Annotated in this window: 11 protein-coding genes and 1 pseudogene; 3 read left to right on the top strand and 9 right to left on the bottom strand. The window is 44.0% G+C overall.

What is annotated here, in order from left to right:
• Positions 1 to 1,439 (top strand): sialate O-acetylesterase (locus QZX97_RS10470; protein WP_295664640.1); only part of this gene is annotated, 1,439 nt, incomplete at its 5' end.
• A gap of 161 nt (positions 1,440 to 1,600) precedes the next feature.
• Positions 1,601 to 3,040 (top strand): L,D-transpeptidase family protein, encoded by a 1,440-nt coding sequence (locus tag QZX97_RS10465; RefSeq protein WP_295651890.1) that lies wholly within the window; start codon positions 1,601 to 1,603, stop codon positions 3,038 to 3,040.
• 59 nt (positions 3,041 to 3,099) lie between these two features.
• Here QZX97_RS10465 and QZX97_RS10460 read toward each other — a convergent pair whose 3' ends face one another.
• The 4 genes from QZX97_RS10460 to QZX97_RS10445 all read right to left on the bottom strand — a co-directional run bounded on the left by QZX97_RS10460 (position 3,100) and on the right by QZX97_RS10445 (position 8,712).
• On the bottom strand, positions 3,100 to 3,912 hold the full coding sequence (locus QZX97_RS10460; RefSeq protein WP_295651888.1) for a murein L,D-transpeptidase catalytic domain family protein: 813 nt from the start codon (positions 3,910 to 3,912) through the stop codon (positions 3,100 to 3,102).
• Between the two features lie 193 nt (positions 3,913 to 4,105).
• On the bottom strand, positions 4,106 to 4,978 hold the full coding sequence (gene cysM, locus QZX97_RS10455; RefSeq protein ID WP_295651886.1) for a cysteine synthase CysM: 873 nt from the start codon (positions 4,976 to 4,978) through the stop codon (positions 4,106 to 4,108).
• Position 4,979: 1 nt separating this feature from the next.
• On the bottom strand, positions 4,980 to 5,786 hold the full coding sequence (gene epsC, locus QZX97_RS10450; RefSeq protein WP_295651884.1) for a serine O-acetyltransferase EpsC: 807 nt from the start codon (positions 5,784 to 5,786) through the stop codon (positions 4,980 to 4,982).
• A gap of 82 nt (positions 5,787 to 5,868) precedes the next feature.
• Positions 5,869 to 8,712: a gliding motility-associated C-terminal domain-containing protein gene (locus QZX97_RS10445; protein WP_295651882.1), complete on the bottom strand. Its 2,844-nt coding sequence runs from the start codon at positions 8,710 to 8,712 to the stop codon at positions 5,869 to 5,871.
• A gap of 200 nt (positions 8,713 to 8,912) precedes the next feature.
• Here QZX97_RS10445 and QZX97_RS10440 point away from each other — a divergent pair, with 200 nt between their 5' ends.
• On the top strand, positions 8,913 to 10,376 hold the full coding sequence (locus tag QZX97_RS10440) for a sialate O-acetylesterase (protein ID WP_295651880.1): 1,464 nt from the start codon (positions 8,913 to 8,915) through the stop codon (positions 10,374 to 10,376).
• A gap of 6 nt (positions 10,377 to 10,382) precedes the next feature.
• Here the strand turns inward: QZX97_RS10440 and QZX97_RS10435 are convergent, their stop codons facing one another.
• The 5 genes and pseudogenes from QZX97_RS10435 to QZX97_RS10415 all read right to left on the bottom strand — a co-directional run.
• Positions 10,383 to 11,234, bottom strand: coding sequence for an HAD-IIA family hydrolase (locus QZX97_RS10435; RefSeq protein ID WP_295651878.1), 852 nt, complete (start codon positions 11,232 to 11,234; stop codon positions 10,383 to 10,385).
• A gap of 28 nt (positions 11,235 to 11,262) precedes the next feature.
• A complete protein-coding gene (locus QZX97_RS10430; RefSeq protein ID WP_295664639.1) occupies positions 11,263 to 12,327 on the bottom strand; it encodes a hypothetical protein in 1,065 nt (354 codons plus the stop codon).
• A 58-nt stretch (positions 12,328 to 12,385) separates the two neighbouring features.
• Positions 12,386 to 12,763 (bottom strand): GxxExxY protein, encoded by a 378-nt coding sequence (locus QZX97_RS10425; RefSeq protein ID WP_295653198.1) that lies wholly within the window; start codon positions 12,761 to 12,763, stop codon positions 12,386 to 12,388.
• Between the two features lie 62 nt (positions 12,764 to 12,825).
• Positions 12,826 to 14,184, bottom strand: a complete 1,359-nt coding sequence (locus QZX97_RS10420) for a glutamine synthetase family protein (RefSeq protein ID WP_295664638.1) — start codon at positions 14,182 to 14,184, stop codon at positions 12,826 to 12,828.
• A gap of 153 nt (positions 14,185 to 14,337) precedes the next feature.
• Positions 14,338 to 14,814: pseudogene (locus QZX97_RS10415) on the bottom strand (glutamine synthetase); the annotation flags it as partial.

The raw sequence follows: 14,814 nt of genomic DNA, 5'->3' as shown, positions 1-14,814 counted from the left end.
TTTGGGGCACAGCTATACCGGGCGAAAAAGTTGTGGTTAAGTTTGACAAGCAGGCTAAAACCGTTGTTGCAGGTGCCGATGGCAAATGGATGGTTAAACTCAGTAAATTAAAACCAGGCGGCCCTTTTACATTGTCGGTTACGGGGGGGAACAATAAAATTGTGCTCACCGATGTTTATGTCGGCGATGTTTGGCTATGCTCAGGCCAATCGAATATGGATATGACGGTAGCCCGTGAAGACCGTTATTGGTGCGGGGTATTTAACGAAAAACAAGAAGTTGAAAGCGCTAACTATCCATTGATAAGGGTATTTGATACGGATTTCGTACCCAGTGCTATACCTTTAACCGAAGTACCCGGAAAATGGGAAGTGATATCGCCAAAAACAGTAGGGCATGTATCGGCCGCGGCATATTTTTTTGCCCGAGACTTACAAAAGCGCATCAAAATACCAATTGGTCTCATCACTACCGCATTTGGTGCGAGTACAGCCGAAGCGTGGACGAGCAAAGAGGCGCTGGTGGCAAATCCTAAATTAAAATATTTAGTGGATAATTTTGAGGCCAAATTAGCCAAATATCAAGCCGACACAGCCGGAAGGCTTGCTTATGAGGCCGCACGCGAAAAATGGAAAATAGCCGCCGCAAAAGCCAAGGCCGAAGGAAAAGATGAAGTGCGCGGGCCAAAAAACCCTAATCCTGTATTCGACCAACATAACGCTACCGTATTATGGAACGGGATGGTTGCACCACTTATCCCCTATGCTATTAAGGGCGAAATATGGTACCAGGGCGAATCAAACAGCCCGACTGCGAATATATTCAGGGATATAAACGAAACCATGATAACCGACTGGCGCAAACAATGGGGTCAGGGCGATTTTCCGTTCATCTACGTGCAGTTGGCTAATATCGGCAAAACAATAGAAGAGGTTCCGGCCAAGGGTGGCCAGGAAGCCGTAAAACGCGAGGCGCAAATGCTTAATCTATCAGTGCCTAATACGGCTATGGTTTGCGCTATTGATGATGCCGACCCTAACAACATGAACAATGTGCATTGCAAAAACAAACAGCTGATAGGCCATCGGCTGGCTTTAGCTGCCGAAGCCATAACATACCATATCAATACCCCGTATTCAGGCCCTATGTATGATAAGATGGAAGTTGAGGGCAATAGCATACGCCTGCATTTTAAATATACCGACGGTGGCCTGATTACCCGTAACGGTAAACTGGAAGGTTTTGCCATTGCAGGAGAAGACAAAAAATTTGTTTGGGGCACAGCAAAAATTGAGGGTAATACCGTTGTGGTTTCGAGCCCTGATATTGCGAAACCCGTTGCGGTAAGGTATGGCTGGGGCAACAACCCTCCTACCAGTTTGTATAACGGAGGTAATTTACCCGCGCCGCCATTCCGTACTGATATTGGAGAAAAATAAAATCTGAACATTGGTATGGCTATTGCATAGTGTATATAAATCGCTAACAAATACCTATGACCTACCCTGATATCAAAAAATCAATTTGGCCTTTATTAACTGTTCTTATTTGTATTACAGCTCTAACCTTTCAAAGTTGTAAAAAGAAACCGCGGTCGGATATGGGAAAAATCCTGTTCGATAAAACACAAAACAAAGTGTTTAAAGATATTACACCGGAGGGCTTCGCCCCTGTCTTTCAAAAGGTTTTGGCCGATGAAAATCCAAAACTTTCCAATTCAAAAATAATTACTGCCTGGTACAGTCAGCACGATAACGACCCGATATTTGTGATGAACCATTTACCCAATAACAATTTGAAAGCGTTATGCGACTATCTGGATAACTCAACAGCGCATGGTCTTGATTCCAGAATCTTTCAGGCTAACAAAATCAGGTTTTTATTAAATACAATTTGCGACAAAAATGCGATCAAAACCACTACCGAGGCCTACCAGGATATGGCAACGCTCGAAATACTGGTAGCCAACACCATGATAAATTATTCGAACGCGTTGCAGTTTGGGGTGATGAACCCACGCAAGGTATACGCCAATTATTTTACAGCAACACAACATCCCGATAGTTTATCGATGACGCGAATTTTCGGCATAACAGACATGAAAAGCTACCTCGACAGCATACAACCAAAAGACCCTCAGTATATTGCATTGCAAAAAGCATTAAAGAGTGGCGAGAGCGCACCCGGCCTGTCGAAAGAAGAAACGCAGCGCATTCTGGTGGTAAACCTCGAACGTTTACGCTGGAAAAACAAGCCAACCGAGAACAGGTACGTCATTGTAAACATCCCAAATTTTGAATTGAATTTGATTGAAAAAGGCAAATCGACGTTAAACATGAAAGTTTGTGTTGGCGAAGGACGCAACAAAGACCACGTGAATACCTTGGTTGATTATGACGAGAGTGATAAAATTGACCGGCCCTTTTCGCACGAAACACCGCAGCTCAATAGTCTTATTTATGTGGCCGAAGTAAACCCGGTTTGGAATATCCCGGAAAGTATAGCTAATAAAGAGATTATTGTTGAGGCCGAAAAAGACCGCTATTATCTGTCAAATAAAAACATTGATGTATATAAAAATGGTCATAAAATTGAAGACAGCGAAACCATCAACTGGGCCGAAGTAAAAAGAAATCCGGATGATTATTCATTTAAACAGCAGCCGGGGGCTGACAATTCATTGGGAAAAATCAAGTTCCTGTTCCCCAACAAAACCAATGTTTACCTGCACGATACGCCTGCACAATTGCCCTTTAAAAAAGAAATGCGTGATGTTAGTCATGGTTGCGTACGCTTAGAAAAGCCATTGGATTTTGCCCACGCCCTATTTGGCGACGGACCCAAGTACGATACCATTGCCAAAGACATGCAAGAAGATAAGGTTAACCCTACCGAGCTGAACCTGCCGAAAAAAGTACCGGTTTACTTTACTTACATTACCTGTTGGGCAGACGATAACGGAACAATACAATTCCGTCATGATATTTACGCGCTCGATATTGTACTGTATGCCCACATGCAACGTTATTTTTCGGCCTGATCACAAAAAAAAGCGTTGGCAATTTAAAATTGCCAACGCTTAAAAATTTTCAATCCTGTTTATAAAGAAGCTGTTAATGTACTTTGGTTTGATGAATTACCAAAAGTAAAGTTGGCAGCAAGGTTTTCATCAAGATATTTGGAGTTGTAGTTACTATCATCAGCATTGATAAATAACACTGTTTTGCCTTTAATGGCATCAATTACTTTGTTAACCACTTTGGGTGATACAGCCGGACAGCCTTCGCTGCGGCCCAGACGCCCTAATTGATTAATAGAACCTTCGCATACATATGGAGCGGCATGTACAACAATATCGCGTTTTAGTGCCTGATCGTTAAAACCTTCGTCCATACCATCTAAACGTAAGGACTTGCCATGCTTGCCATTGTAAACGTTATCCGTTACATAAAAACCTAAACTGCTTGCAAATGAGTTTTGCTCGTTCGAAAAATAGCTTGGAACATCATCGCCACTGCCATTGCCGTGGGCTACCCAGGTGTTTAACAGTAAAATCTTTTTTTGAAGGTCAATAATCCACATGCGCTTGCTGCAACTCGATTTATTAAAATCGACAACAGTAATCACCGAACTGCTTTGCGGGAGCTTACCGGCCAACTTCAAGTTGCAATAACCAATAACCGCTTTCTGAAAAACACCCATATCCAAACCCGAAGCACTTAGGCGCGCTGTTTCAAATATGTCGGCAATATATTTGCTAAACTGTTGGACAGGTGCCGATGAACCGGCGCTAACTAATGAATCTTTTTTTTCAGTCGTCTCCGTGGCAATGCCTGTCTTTGCGGTCCAACTGATGATGATAAATGATAATAGTAATAAGGCACACATCAGCCCCGAACATCCTTTTCTCATACGCTTTAAAGCTTTTTTGTGCCAGTTATACGGGTGTTTAAGCAAAATTGTTTTATGCCAACCTGTATCCTGATTTAACCATGCCCTTTAGTTATTTAAAACTAACCAAAGGGTAAATAATTAAATTACAACAAAATAACGAAGAGATTTATTGTTTATTACTTAATGCTATTGAAATAATTTATCCGGGCATTTATCCAAACAAAGTGCTGCTCAGGTAGCGGTCGCCACGGTCGCAAGCGATGAAAACGATGATACCGCTTTCAAGTTCCGAGGCTATTTTTAGCGCTGCAGCGCAAGCGCCACCGCTACTCATACCGGCAAAAACACCTTCTTCGCGCGCTAATTTACGAGCCATTAAAGTTGCTTCTTCTTCCGATATATCCATGGTGCGGTCTACCCGGCTGGCATCGAATATTTTGGGAAGATAAGCTTCGGGCCAGCGGCGTATGCCGGGTATCGACGACCCTTCCACAGGCTGGCAGCCTACGATTTGTATTGCCGGATTTTTTTCCTTTAGATAACGAGAACATCCCATGATGGTACCTGTAGTACCCATCGAGCTCACAAAATGGGTAATCCGGCCCTCGGTATCGCGCCATAGCTCAGGCCCGGTGGTTTTATAATGGGCCATATAATTATCGGGGTTGGCAAATTGGTTCAATAGTAAATATCCATCAGTAGCGCCTTTTTCGTCGGCGTAATCGCGGCATTTTTCTATCCCATCCAGCAGCGTAACCTTCGCGCCAAACGCCTCCATGGTCAAGGTACGTTCACGGGTTGAATTGTCGGGCATAACCAGTTCTATCTCAATACCAAAAAGGCTGGCCATCATAGCTAATGCAATGCCTGTATTGCCGCTGGTGGCTTCAACCAGTTTCATACCCGGTTTTAAATCGCCGCGTTCAATGGCGCTGCGTATCATGTTGAGTGCGGGGCGGTCCTTTACGCTACCGCCAGGGTTATTGCCTTCCAGTTTAGCGTATATTTTAACGTTTGGGTTTGGATTGAGCCTTTTTAGTTCCGCCATAGGCGTGTTGCCTACCAAATCGATAATACCTGCCATTTTATTCGTTATTAACTAATACTGTAATTTCGGGTGTATGATAAACTGTGGATCCGGATGGTACACTTTTGGTGAGCCAAACGTTGCCGCCAATCACGCTATTGTGCCCGATAACAGTTTTACCACCCAAAATAGTGGCGCCCGAATAGATGACCACACCATCCTCAACCGTTGGGTGGCGCTTGGTATTAGCCATATTCTTATCAACACTTAATGCGCCCAAGGTAACGCCCTGGTACAACTTCACATTTTTTCCAATTTCTGCCGTTTCGCCAATAACGATACCTGTACCATGGTCGATATAGAAGTACTCTCCTATTTTTGCTGCCGGATGGATATCGATACCGGTGTGCGAATGGGCGTATTCGGTCAATATACGTGGTATCAAAGGCACGTTGAGCAGGTGCAGTGCGTGCGCCAGCCTGTAAAATAAGATGGCATAAAAGCCCGGATAGGTCCTGATCACTTCAAACTCAGTAACAGCTGCCGGGTCTCCATTAAATATGGCTTGTATATCGGTATTTAAAAGCGCGTAAAGCTGTGGCATTTGGTTAAAAAATGCTTTGGCAACCTTATCATTATTGCAATTGCTGCATGCCTGCGTGGCATCCATTATGTTCGACAATTCTTTTTCGAGCGCCAAAAACTCAGCCTCAATTTGCTGCGCCGAATCAAAAACCTGTTTCGCCTGTTCAGGGAATAGCAAATGGATAACCCGTTGCGCCCAACCCGCTATTTCGGTATTGGATGGCACAGCCTCAACCAGCTGTTGTTTTTTAAAAATATGATGATAAAAATCTGGGTTCATAAAGCAACAGTTGCGCAAATCCTTTTGCACTGCAAGTTTATAAAAAAGAATGTTATTGCTTTGTAAAAGGTTTAAAAGGATGCTACCTCACCACGCTGATACTGCCGGCTTTCTTTATTTCAACCTGGCTATAATTATCGTAAGCCTCAAATATCCAATAATAGGTAGCCACCGGCACAAATTGGCCTGCAACTTTACCGTCCCAATACTTATTAGGGTCGGATGTTTGGAAAAGTAACTGGCCCAGTTTGTTGTAAATCTTAAACGATTTAAGATTTACATAAAAAGGCACCTTAAATTTGAAGCCGTCATTCACACCATCGCCATTGGGCGTAAACACGTTAGTGGTAAAATCAATATCGGGTGGTTTGTTAACGGTTACCACAACAGTATATTGATTATAGCAGCCATTTGAATTAGTGGCTTTAATATAGTATTTACCGCCTTTGGTAACCAGCGGCGATGTTAACAGTTTGGTTAGTGCCGAATCTGTCCAAAATGTATAGAAAATATCTTTTTGAGGCGTAAACGAAGTCCTAAGGTCAACCACCTCGGGATAAACCACCGGAGGTGGGTTTGTAATGGTAATAATTGCGGGCGATGAGTAAACATTAACATTTATTGGTTTTGTAACCGTACAGCCCGCAGCCGTTGTCCCGCTGATATAATACGTGCCTGATGTTGGAATAGCCTGTGGTGCCAGTAAAGGCCGGGTTGCTGCGGCATCGAGCCAGTAAGTAAAGTTAAGACCTGTACTACTCCCGGCTGTTGCCCTCGCATTGGTAATATCAACAAAATAACAGCCGGACTGATCGGTTATGTTTACCACGGGCAATTTGTTGACGATTACATGTACGGGCTGGGTATTAGGGCAACCATTGCTGTTTAACGATTGTACATAATAGGTGCCTGTTGAGTCGACCGCGGTTGGATTGTTTAAAGCGATGGTAGCGGCGGCATCTTTCCAGTAACCGATAGTACCGGTAAAATTAGCACTATAGTTGATGGCTTTGGTAATATCGACCGTGACGGGCTCACAAACCTGCGGAGGATCGGTTATGGTAAAATTGCCGACCGCAAGCGCGATTACCTTAACAGGCTTTATCACCGAGCAGCCAAGCGGCGTTGTAGCTTTAATATAATAGGTACCGCTTGCGTTAATGTCCTTTGGGTTAGGTAAAGGGGTAGTTCCGGAGGGGTCGCTAAAATAGCTGTAGGTAAAATCGGTATTGCTACCGGCTGTTATGGCTGGTTTTGTCAAATCGAGGCCGGGTATAACACATACTGTAACCGAATCGGGCACAACGAGGTTAAGCGTTTCGGGAGGGGTTATCATAATGGGTGCAACGGTATAACAACCGCCTGGTACCGAAGCTTTTATATAGACCTTACCGCTTATGGTAACATTGGTAGGGTTGGCTATGGGTGCCGTGCAAAGTGAATCGGTATAGTAGGTATAAGTCGCGCCGGTGCTGCTGCCCTTTGTTATTGCCGGAGCCGTAATATCGGTAATGCCGCAATTTTGGGCCGGGTTAGTGATGGCCAAGGTTGGAAAACTGTTGATGATAGTTTTGACCGCTTTAATAGCCGTACAGCCTTCGGGACTGATCAATTTGATATAATACGTTCCGGATGCCGTGACTGCTTTAGGGTTGGCCAAGCTATTTGTAGCTAATGTATCCAGCCAATAGGTAAGCGTGCCGGCACCGCTGCCGGCTGTTACGGCGGATGCGGTAAGATCGACAGTGGATGGGACACAGACGGGTGGCGGGTTGGTAATGTTTAAGTTTGCCTGACCGATGAGCAATACGATGGGTTTTATTACTGAACACCCGCCCGGCGTTGTACCCTGGATATAATATGTGCCGCTTTTGGTGACGGCCTGCGGGCCGATGAGGCTGTTTACCGCCAACGAATCGGTATAATAGGTATAGGTGAAATCGGACGTGCTGCCCGATACGATGCTGGTATCAGTCAGGTCGACGCTTGGCAGCTTACATTGGGTAATTGTGTCTTTTAATTTTAAAATAAGGGGTTCCGTTTGCTGAATGGTTGTATGTATGGTATCCTCGCAACCAATACCGGGATAAGGCACAATACGTACCGAATAGGTAGTACCTACCGTGGGGGCGGGATTAACGATCAGTACATTATTTTGCCCTATGATGTTGGAATAATCGGTACCCTTATACCAATAGTAAGCCTGAAAGCCTGCGGGGGCGATCAAAGTTGCGGACCCTGTCGTATTACCGCAATATACATTGCCCGAAACCGGGGAGGTACAGTTTTGGTTAATATCCAAATATGCGTAACCAAAATGTGCACCTAAACTGCAAGCGTTAGTAGTAAACTCAAGCCTTAACGTTTTCCCTGAATATCCTAACAAGTTTACCGTAACAGCCGACCAATCTTTATATAAAACCGTGTTACTAACAGATGAAGTTTTAAACCCGGGCAAATTGGAACTCGCCTCAAACAAATAACCGCCACAACTGATGTATTGGTTATCGGTAACATCAAATACGTTGGCGGTAAACCGGGGTTCCTGGTAGGGTAAATGGCCGGGGTTTTGCAACACACACGCGTAATAATAGATCAGGCTATAATCGGGGTCGTTTGCCGGTACAGTAAAAGTGTATGTTAATTGTTCGGCTTGTTTGTTCGCATTAGTATTGCCGAGCCTCACGCAACAACTACTACCATTGGGGCTTGCGATGAGAAACTTTCCGTATGGATCAATTTGTTTGTCTTTAGCATAAAAAATGGTATGCCGACCGGATACTATACCTTGTGAAGTCATCGCAATAGTACCATCAGCTGCTATACCACCTGTTGCACCCTGCCAATTGGTAAAATCGCCAAAGTCAAATCCAATGTTTTGCGGGCATTGAGCTTTAGCGATGCCGGTGCATAACAATAAAAACATCCCTATTATAAAAATTTTAGGGCTAAACATGGGTTTGCATTTAATCAAATGGCTTAATCAGTAAATTTCAAAAGTAATAAATTTAATCGTAAAGCATTAATTTTTACCTTTTATAAGGATGTCGCTATAACGATAATATTAACTCCCAATGGTCTAAAATAGTATATTTACGCTTCAATATAAACCTTCATTTTTTAAATATGGCCTATCAAAAACTAAAGAATTTTTTAGCTTTCTTATCCCTTGTGTTTTTTACTATTACGGCTAACGCGCAGATCACGTTGCCTAAAATTATTGGAAATAATATGGTTTTACAGCGTAATGCCCCAGTACCCATTTGGGGTTGGGCAAAAGCAGGCAATACGGTAAAAGTGAGCTTTGCAGGTCAGCAGAAAACAGTTATTGCCGATGCTAATGGTTATTGGAAAGTTACGCTCAACAAAATGGGTGCTAACGACCAGGGGCAGCAAATGCTCATTACTTCGGATACGAGCATCATTAAACTGGGCAATATTGTTATCGGCGAAGTTTGGTTTTGCTCCGGGCAATCGAATATGGAGTATCAAATGAAATTGGGCACAGGTTATGTAAAACCGGCCAAGGGAATTGACAGTGCAGCGTTGGAACTGGCCGTAACGGCCCCAAATATCCGTTTATTTAAAGTAGAAAAGGTTTACAGCCTGCCCGATGTTACCTCCAAGGGGTGGAATGAATCGGGCGGTACGGCACTGGAGCAGTTTTCGGCAGTGGGGTACTACTTTGCAAAAAATATTTATAACAAGCTGCATATCCCTATCGGCATAATACAGGCGGCTTGGGGCGGTAGCCGCATTGAGCCCTGGACATCGCCCGATGCTTATGCCGCCGAGCCTGCTTTTAAGGGCGAAAACGCCACGAACATTGATAGTTCGGCTACGGGTAAAATGTACAAAAGCATGGTACACCCTATTGCGCCATACGCGTTGCACGGGTTTTTATGGTACCAGGGCGAATCGAATTGTATGATAAACGAAAAACCGGGACGTTATGCCGACAAAATGCAGGCACTGATAGACAATTGGCGAAAAGAGTTTGACAACCCCAAAGCACCGTTCTATTCGGTACTGATTGCACCTTATTATTATACCAAACGCAAAGACCATGTGCCGCATACCGACCAAACGCTCCCGGAGTTTTGGGAACAGCAAATTGAGTCGCTTAGCATCCCTTACACCGATATCATCACCGTTACCGACCTTGTGGATGATTTGAGGAACATACATCCCTCATATAAATGGGAAGTTGGACGCAGGATGGCCTTGGTTGCATTAGCCAAGGATTATGGTTATAAAAACACCGTTTACAGCGGCCCGCGCTACAAAAGCATGGAAGTTAAGGGCGACAAGCTTTTCTTGTACTTCAACAACGCGCAAGGCCTTAAAAGCAGCGACGGTAAACCCTTAAACTTTTTTAGCATTGCAGGCACCGATGGTAATTACGTTGACGCGAATGCCGAAATAAAAGGAAATACGATTATACTGTCGGCAAATGGTGTTGCCAGTCCAACCAATGCACGCTTTGCGTGGACGGAAACCGCTAACCCTAATCTGGTAAACGCAGCAGGACTGCCGGCATTGCCGTTCAGGACAGATGAAGTAAAATGGATTTATAAAAAAACAAATTAATTCTCATTAAACGGCGGCAGAGGCGCAAATATAGGTTGGGACTATCCCCAACGAGTTAATGCGTATTTCAGCATCGTGCTGTAGTGTGTTGCCCGTAAATACCAGCATGGTATCTAAACCGAATTTGTTGCCTCCTAATATATCGGTGCCCAGGGTATCCCCTATCATCAGCACATCGCTTTTGCTAATGGTGGGCGTACGCTCGCGCACCAAATCGTAAGCGAACATGAACATTTGTGAGTCGGGCTTGCCAAAGCGGATAAAGCGTTTGCCCACAATGCTTTCCAACATACTGGCGATGCCCCCAATGGCGATGGATACTTCGTTTACGTTTAAGGGGTACGATCCATCGGTATTGGCCACAATGGTAGGGATATTGCGGCGGCGTAAAATATTCACGGTCTTGTTCAGGTCGCTAAACCAGTTAAAGCCTTCGTCATCAAGTAAAACCAGGGCGTTAACCTGATCGATATTGCTTTCGTTGATGCTGTTTACCGGCAAAGTGTGCAGGCCGGATGATTCAATATAGTGTGCCGAATCGATGGTGCCGAGGTAGGCCACGATGCCATCGTGTACCTTCAGGTCGAGGTACTCTTTCGCCAGCATGCCCGATGAGATGACATGATCTTCCTGTATCTCCGTAAGGCCCATTTTATGAAAGCCTTCGGCCAATTGCAGGGGGCTGCGCGAGGCATCGTTGGTAACAATATAATATTGCTTGTTTTGTTCTTCCAGATAGGCAAAGGTTTCTTTTACGCCCGGGACCAGGCCCATATAGTTTTTGATGACGCCGAACGAATCAAAAAATATGACCTTGTATTGGTCTATTACCTCTTTAAAATTTTGGAGTTCGGTCATTTAATCTGCAAGGTACTAATAAACAGGGTTATTTGCTAAAATCGGGTTCGTGAGTGGCGATACCAAGGGCATCGATTATTTTATCGGCATTAAAATCTGTGTTGATCGAAGGCAGGTAAATATCCAATGCTTCCCGTTGCAGTTTGGTGGCATATTGTTCGTTAAAAAAATGGCGGCCGTCTTTTATCACATAGTTGAGTATAAAAAAACGGTAGGCATCTTTCAAAAAATGTATCTCGTGTGCTGTTAAGGGATATGTTTTATGATATTCTTCTAAAAATAGCATAAAGCGGTCTTCCATCATCGTGTCTATCCGATAACTAAAAACGGTACGGTCACCGGCATCGGATACTACCCTGCTGAAGAAATAAAAGTCCATCATGCGGCTGCTCATCCTGAACCAATCGTAGTCCCAGCGGGAGTACAATTGTATCTTATCGTTCACCGAAAAATTGCCGATATTCCAGTCGATAAATACGGGTATGGTACCTAATGAGCCGATGGCGTTGTACTTTGCCCGGTTTTTTAAGAACACTTCGCAGTGTTGTTTTATCATTGCGATCTCTTCTTCCGTGCCAAACTTTTCGGGAGTAGTTTCGAGTTGTTCCAGTAATATGCGGATATCAGTACCCAATGTTTTTGAGGATTTGGGTATCACGTTTTTTATACGAAAACAGGCTTTATGAAATTTAGCGAATTGTTTGGCTAAGGTACGGATATGTTGATCATCTAACCTGCGCGGTAAGCGCTGATCGATGCGCACCGGGTTATAAAACACCACCCAGGCATCGTTTTTACGCCATTTGTAGCGATAGGTATAAACCCTGTTATTCTTTAGCAGCGATTTGGCCACCAGATTTTCGAAAGGATAAAGCAGGTTGTTCGACAGGGCGTGGATGATACGGTGATCTTCTTTAAAATGCTCGTATTTGCCGTATGTGGATAGTTTGGCGATAATGATATCATCATCCTCGAAAGTAATCTGGAACACATGGTTAGTAGACACCATTGCGCTGATATCTTCAATACTGCGGATATGCTTTGAGGCATCGTAACCCAGCCAGGCTTTTTTTATGATGGAAGGATAGTTCATTGTTGTTTAATTCTTTTAACCACAGAGTTAACAGAGGTTTGCACAGACAGGCACAGAGCTAATATCCGTTTATTACTCGTTTAATTCCATCTTTCAACATCAAAACATTGAAGTTGATCAATAACCCTAATTTGTAATTTCCAAGCTTCATATAGGTCAAAGTTTGAGACATGTGAATATCATTCAATGCTTCAACACTTTTAACTTCGATAACTATTCTATTTTCAACTAAAATGTCAATCCGATAACCGCAATCTAATCTAACCTCTTCAAAAATCAAGGGCATTGCCCGTTCCTTTTCCACATATAAGCCGCATTGAACAAGTTTATAATACAGACATTCTTTGTAAGCACTTTCTAACAAACCCGGCCCTAAAACCTTATGAACATCAATAGACGCTCCAATTATAGTCCCCGAAATTTCATTATCAGTCATACTTGCACTCTGTGTAACTCTGTGTTTTTTTTTCTCTGTTTCCTCTGTGGTTAAACAAAGGCTCAAATAATTTCAAAATAACGCTTCAATTCCCAATCGGTTACGTGTTTGGCGTATTGTTTACATTCCCATAAGCGGGTTTGCGTAAAGTGGTCAACAAAACCTTCGCCGAACAATTCTTTGGCTATAGCCGAGTTTTGCATATCAACGGTAGCCTGGTATAAATTGGATTGCAGTTTGCCGCTTTTGGTATTCTGGTAACCGTTGCCAACTGTCGGTTCGGTATCCAGCTTTAATTTATGTTTTATGCCGTACAAACCTGATGCCAGCGCTGCCGACATGGCAAGGTATGGGTTACTATCGGAACCCGGGATGCGGGTTTCTAAACGGGTATAGTTTTTTGAGGGGTGCAGCACGCGCAGGGCGGCGGTACGATTATCAAAACCCCAGGTAACGGTGGTTGGCGCCCAGGCCCCTTCTACCAGGCGTTTATAGCTGTTGATGGTTGGCGCATACATGGGCAGCAAATGCGGGAGGCAATATAACTGCCCGGCAAGGTATTGTTGCATTACCTCGCTCATGTTGTGCGCATCATCTTTACTGTAAAACAGGTTGCTCTTCTTATCCATGCCCCACAGGCTTTGGTGGATGTGGCCGCTACAGCCCGGCAGCTCTTCGCTCCATTTGGCCATAAATGATGCCGTGATGCCGTGCATAGACGCAATCTCTTTTACGGCGTTTTTAAACAATACGGCTTTATCGGCAGCAGCCAAAACATGGTCGTGCAGGATGGCGGCTTCATACACGCCGGGGCCGGTTTCGGTATGCAGGCCTTCGAGCGGGATGTTAAATTTTTCGAGCAAATTAAACAGGTCGTAATAAAATGCGCTTTGCTGCGAGGTGCGCAAAACTGAATAGCCAAACATACCCGGTGTTAAAGGTTGGATGTTGGCAAAGCTTTTATCCTGTAAAGTTTGCGGCGTTTCTTTAAAATTGAACCATTCAAACTCCTGTGCAAACTCCGGGTAGTACCCCATGCCTTCGCTTTGTTTGGTGATGCGCTTTAGCAAGCTGCGCGGGCAGGCATGCAAATCGTCGCCGTTGGCTTTACTAAAATCCGCCAGGAAGAATGGGGTATCGTCTTGCCAGGGTATATTCCGCATGGTGGAAATATCGATACGGCAAGGCCTGTCGGGATAGCCTGTATGCCAGCCTGTAAGGTCCACATTGTCATAACAATTATCGTTACTGTCCCAACCGAACACTACATCGCAAAAGCCATAACCGGCCTCGAGCCCATCGATAAATTTTTGCTGATGAATGATTTTGCCGCGCAAAATACCGTCAATATCCGCGAAAGCGAACTTTATTTTATGTATGTTATGTTCTTGTAAGTATTTTATTATCTGTTGTTTATCCATGATGCCAGTTCAGTGAATAGATTATTTAGGTAAAGCAAATATAAGCTAAACCTATGTACGGATAAGCATATGTATTGTTTGATAACGGAAAGTTAATTGCAAAAAAAATCCCCTGAACTTGCGCTCAAGGGATTTCATACTTAATAAATTGTATTAAAGTTTAGCTGATTTTACAGTTTTGATGATAACAGCGGCAACTTTGTACGGATCGGCAGCCGAGTTAGGGCGACGATCTTCCAAATAACCTTTCCAGCCTTTTTGTACAGTGTACAGCGGGATGCGGATAGAAGCACCGCGATCGGATACACCGTAGCTGTAATCGTGGATTGAAGCGGTTTCGTGTTTACCGGTTAAACGCTGATCGTTATCGGCACCGTAAACTGCGATATGCTCGGCAACAACAGGACGGAAAGCTTCCAATATCTTAGTGTAAACTTCTTTATCTCCTGCGGTCCTCAAAGTAGTGTTTGAGAAGTTAGCGTGCATGCCCGAACCATTCCAGTCTAATTGACCCAATGGTTTGCAATGCCAGTTGATAGATACACCATAGGTTTCGCCTATTCTTTCTAACAAATAACGGGCAACCCAGATCTGATCACCTGCTTCTTTAGCACCTTTGGCAAATATCTG

The organism is uncultured Mucilaginibacter sp. (assembly GCF_903893715.1).
Lineage (GTDB): Bacteria > Bacteroidota > Bacteroidia > Sphingobacteriales > Sphingobacteriaceae > Mucilaginibacter.
This window is presented reverse-complemented; position numbering and strand designations above follow the sequence as displayed.

Coding starts and splice junctions, on each gene's coding strand:
- QZX97_RS10465 (WP_295651890.1), top strand. CDS start 1,601: ATGGGAAAAATCCTGTTCGATAAAACACAAAACAAAGTGTTTAAAGAT.
- QZX97_RS10460 (WP_295651888.1), bottom strand. CDS start 3,912: ATGAGAAAAGGATGTTCGGGGCTGATGTGTGCCTTATTACTATTATCA.
- cysM (WP_295651886.1), bottom strand. CDS start 4,978: ATGGCAGGTATTATCGATTTGGTAGGCAACACGCCTATGGCGGAACTA.
- epsC (WP_295651884.1), bottom strand. CDS start 5,786: ATGAACCCAGATTTTTATCATCATATTTTTAAAAAACAACAGCTGGTT.
- QZX97_RS10445 (WP_295651882.1), bottom strand. CDS start 8,712: ATGTTTTTATTGTTATGCACCGGCATCGCTAAAGCTCAATGCCCGCAA.
- QZX97_RS10440 (WP_295651880.1), top strand. CDS start 8,913: ATGGCCTATCAAAAACTAAAGAATTTTTTAGCTTTCTTATCCCTTGTG.
- QZX97_RS10435 (WP_295651878.1), bottom strand. CDS start 11,234: ATGACCGAACTCCAAAATTTTAAAGAGGTAATAGACCAATACAAGGTC.
- QZX97_RS10430 (WP_295664639.1), bottom strand. CDS start 12,327: ATGAACTATCCTTCCATCATAAAAAAAGCCTGGCTGGGTTACGATGCC.
- QZX97_RS10425 (WP_295653198.1), bottom strand. CDS start 12,763: ATGACTGATAATGAAATTTCGGGGACTATAATTGGAGCGTCTATTGAT.
- QZX97_RS10420 (WP_295664638.1), bottom strand. CDS start 14,184: ATGGATAAACAACAGATAATAAAATACTTACAAGAACATAACATACAT.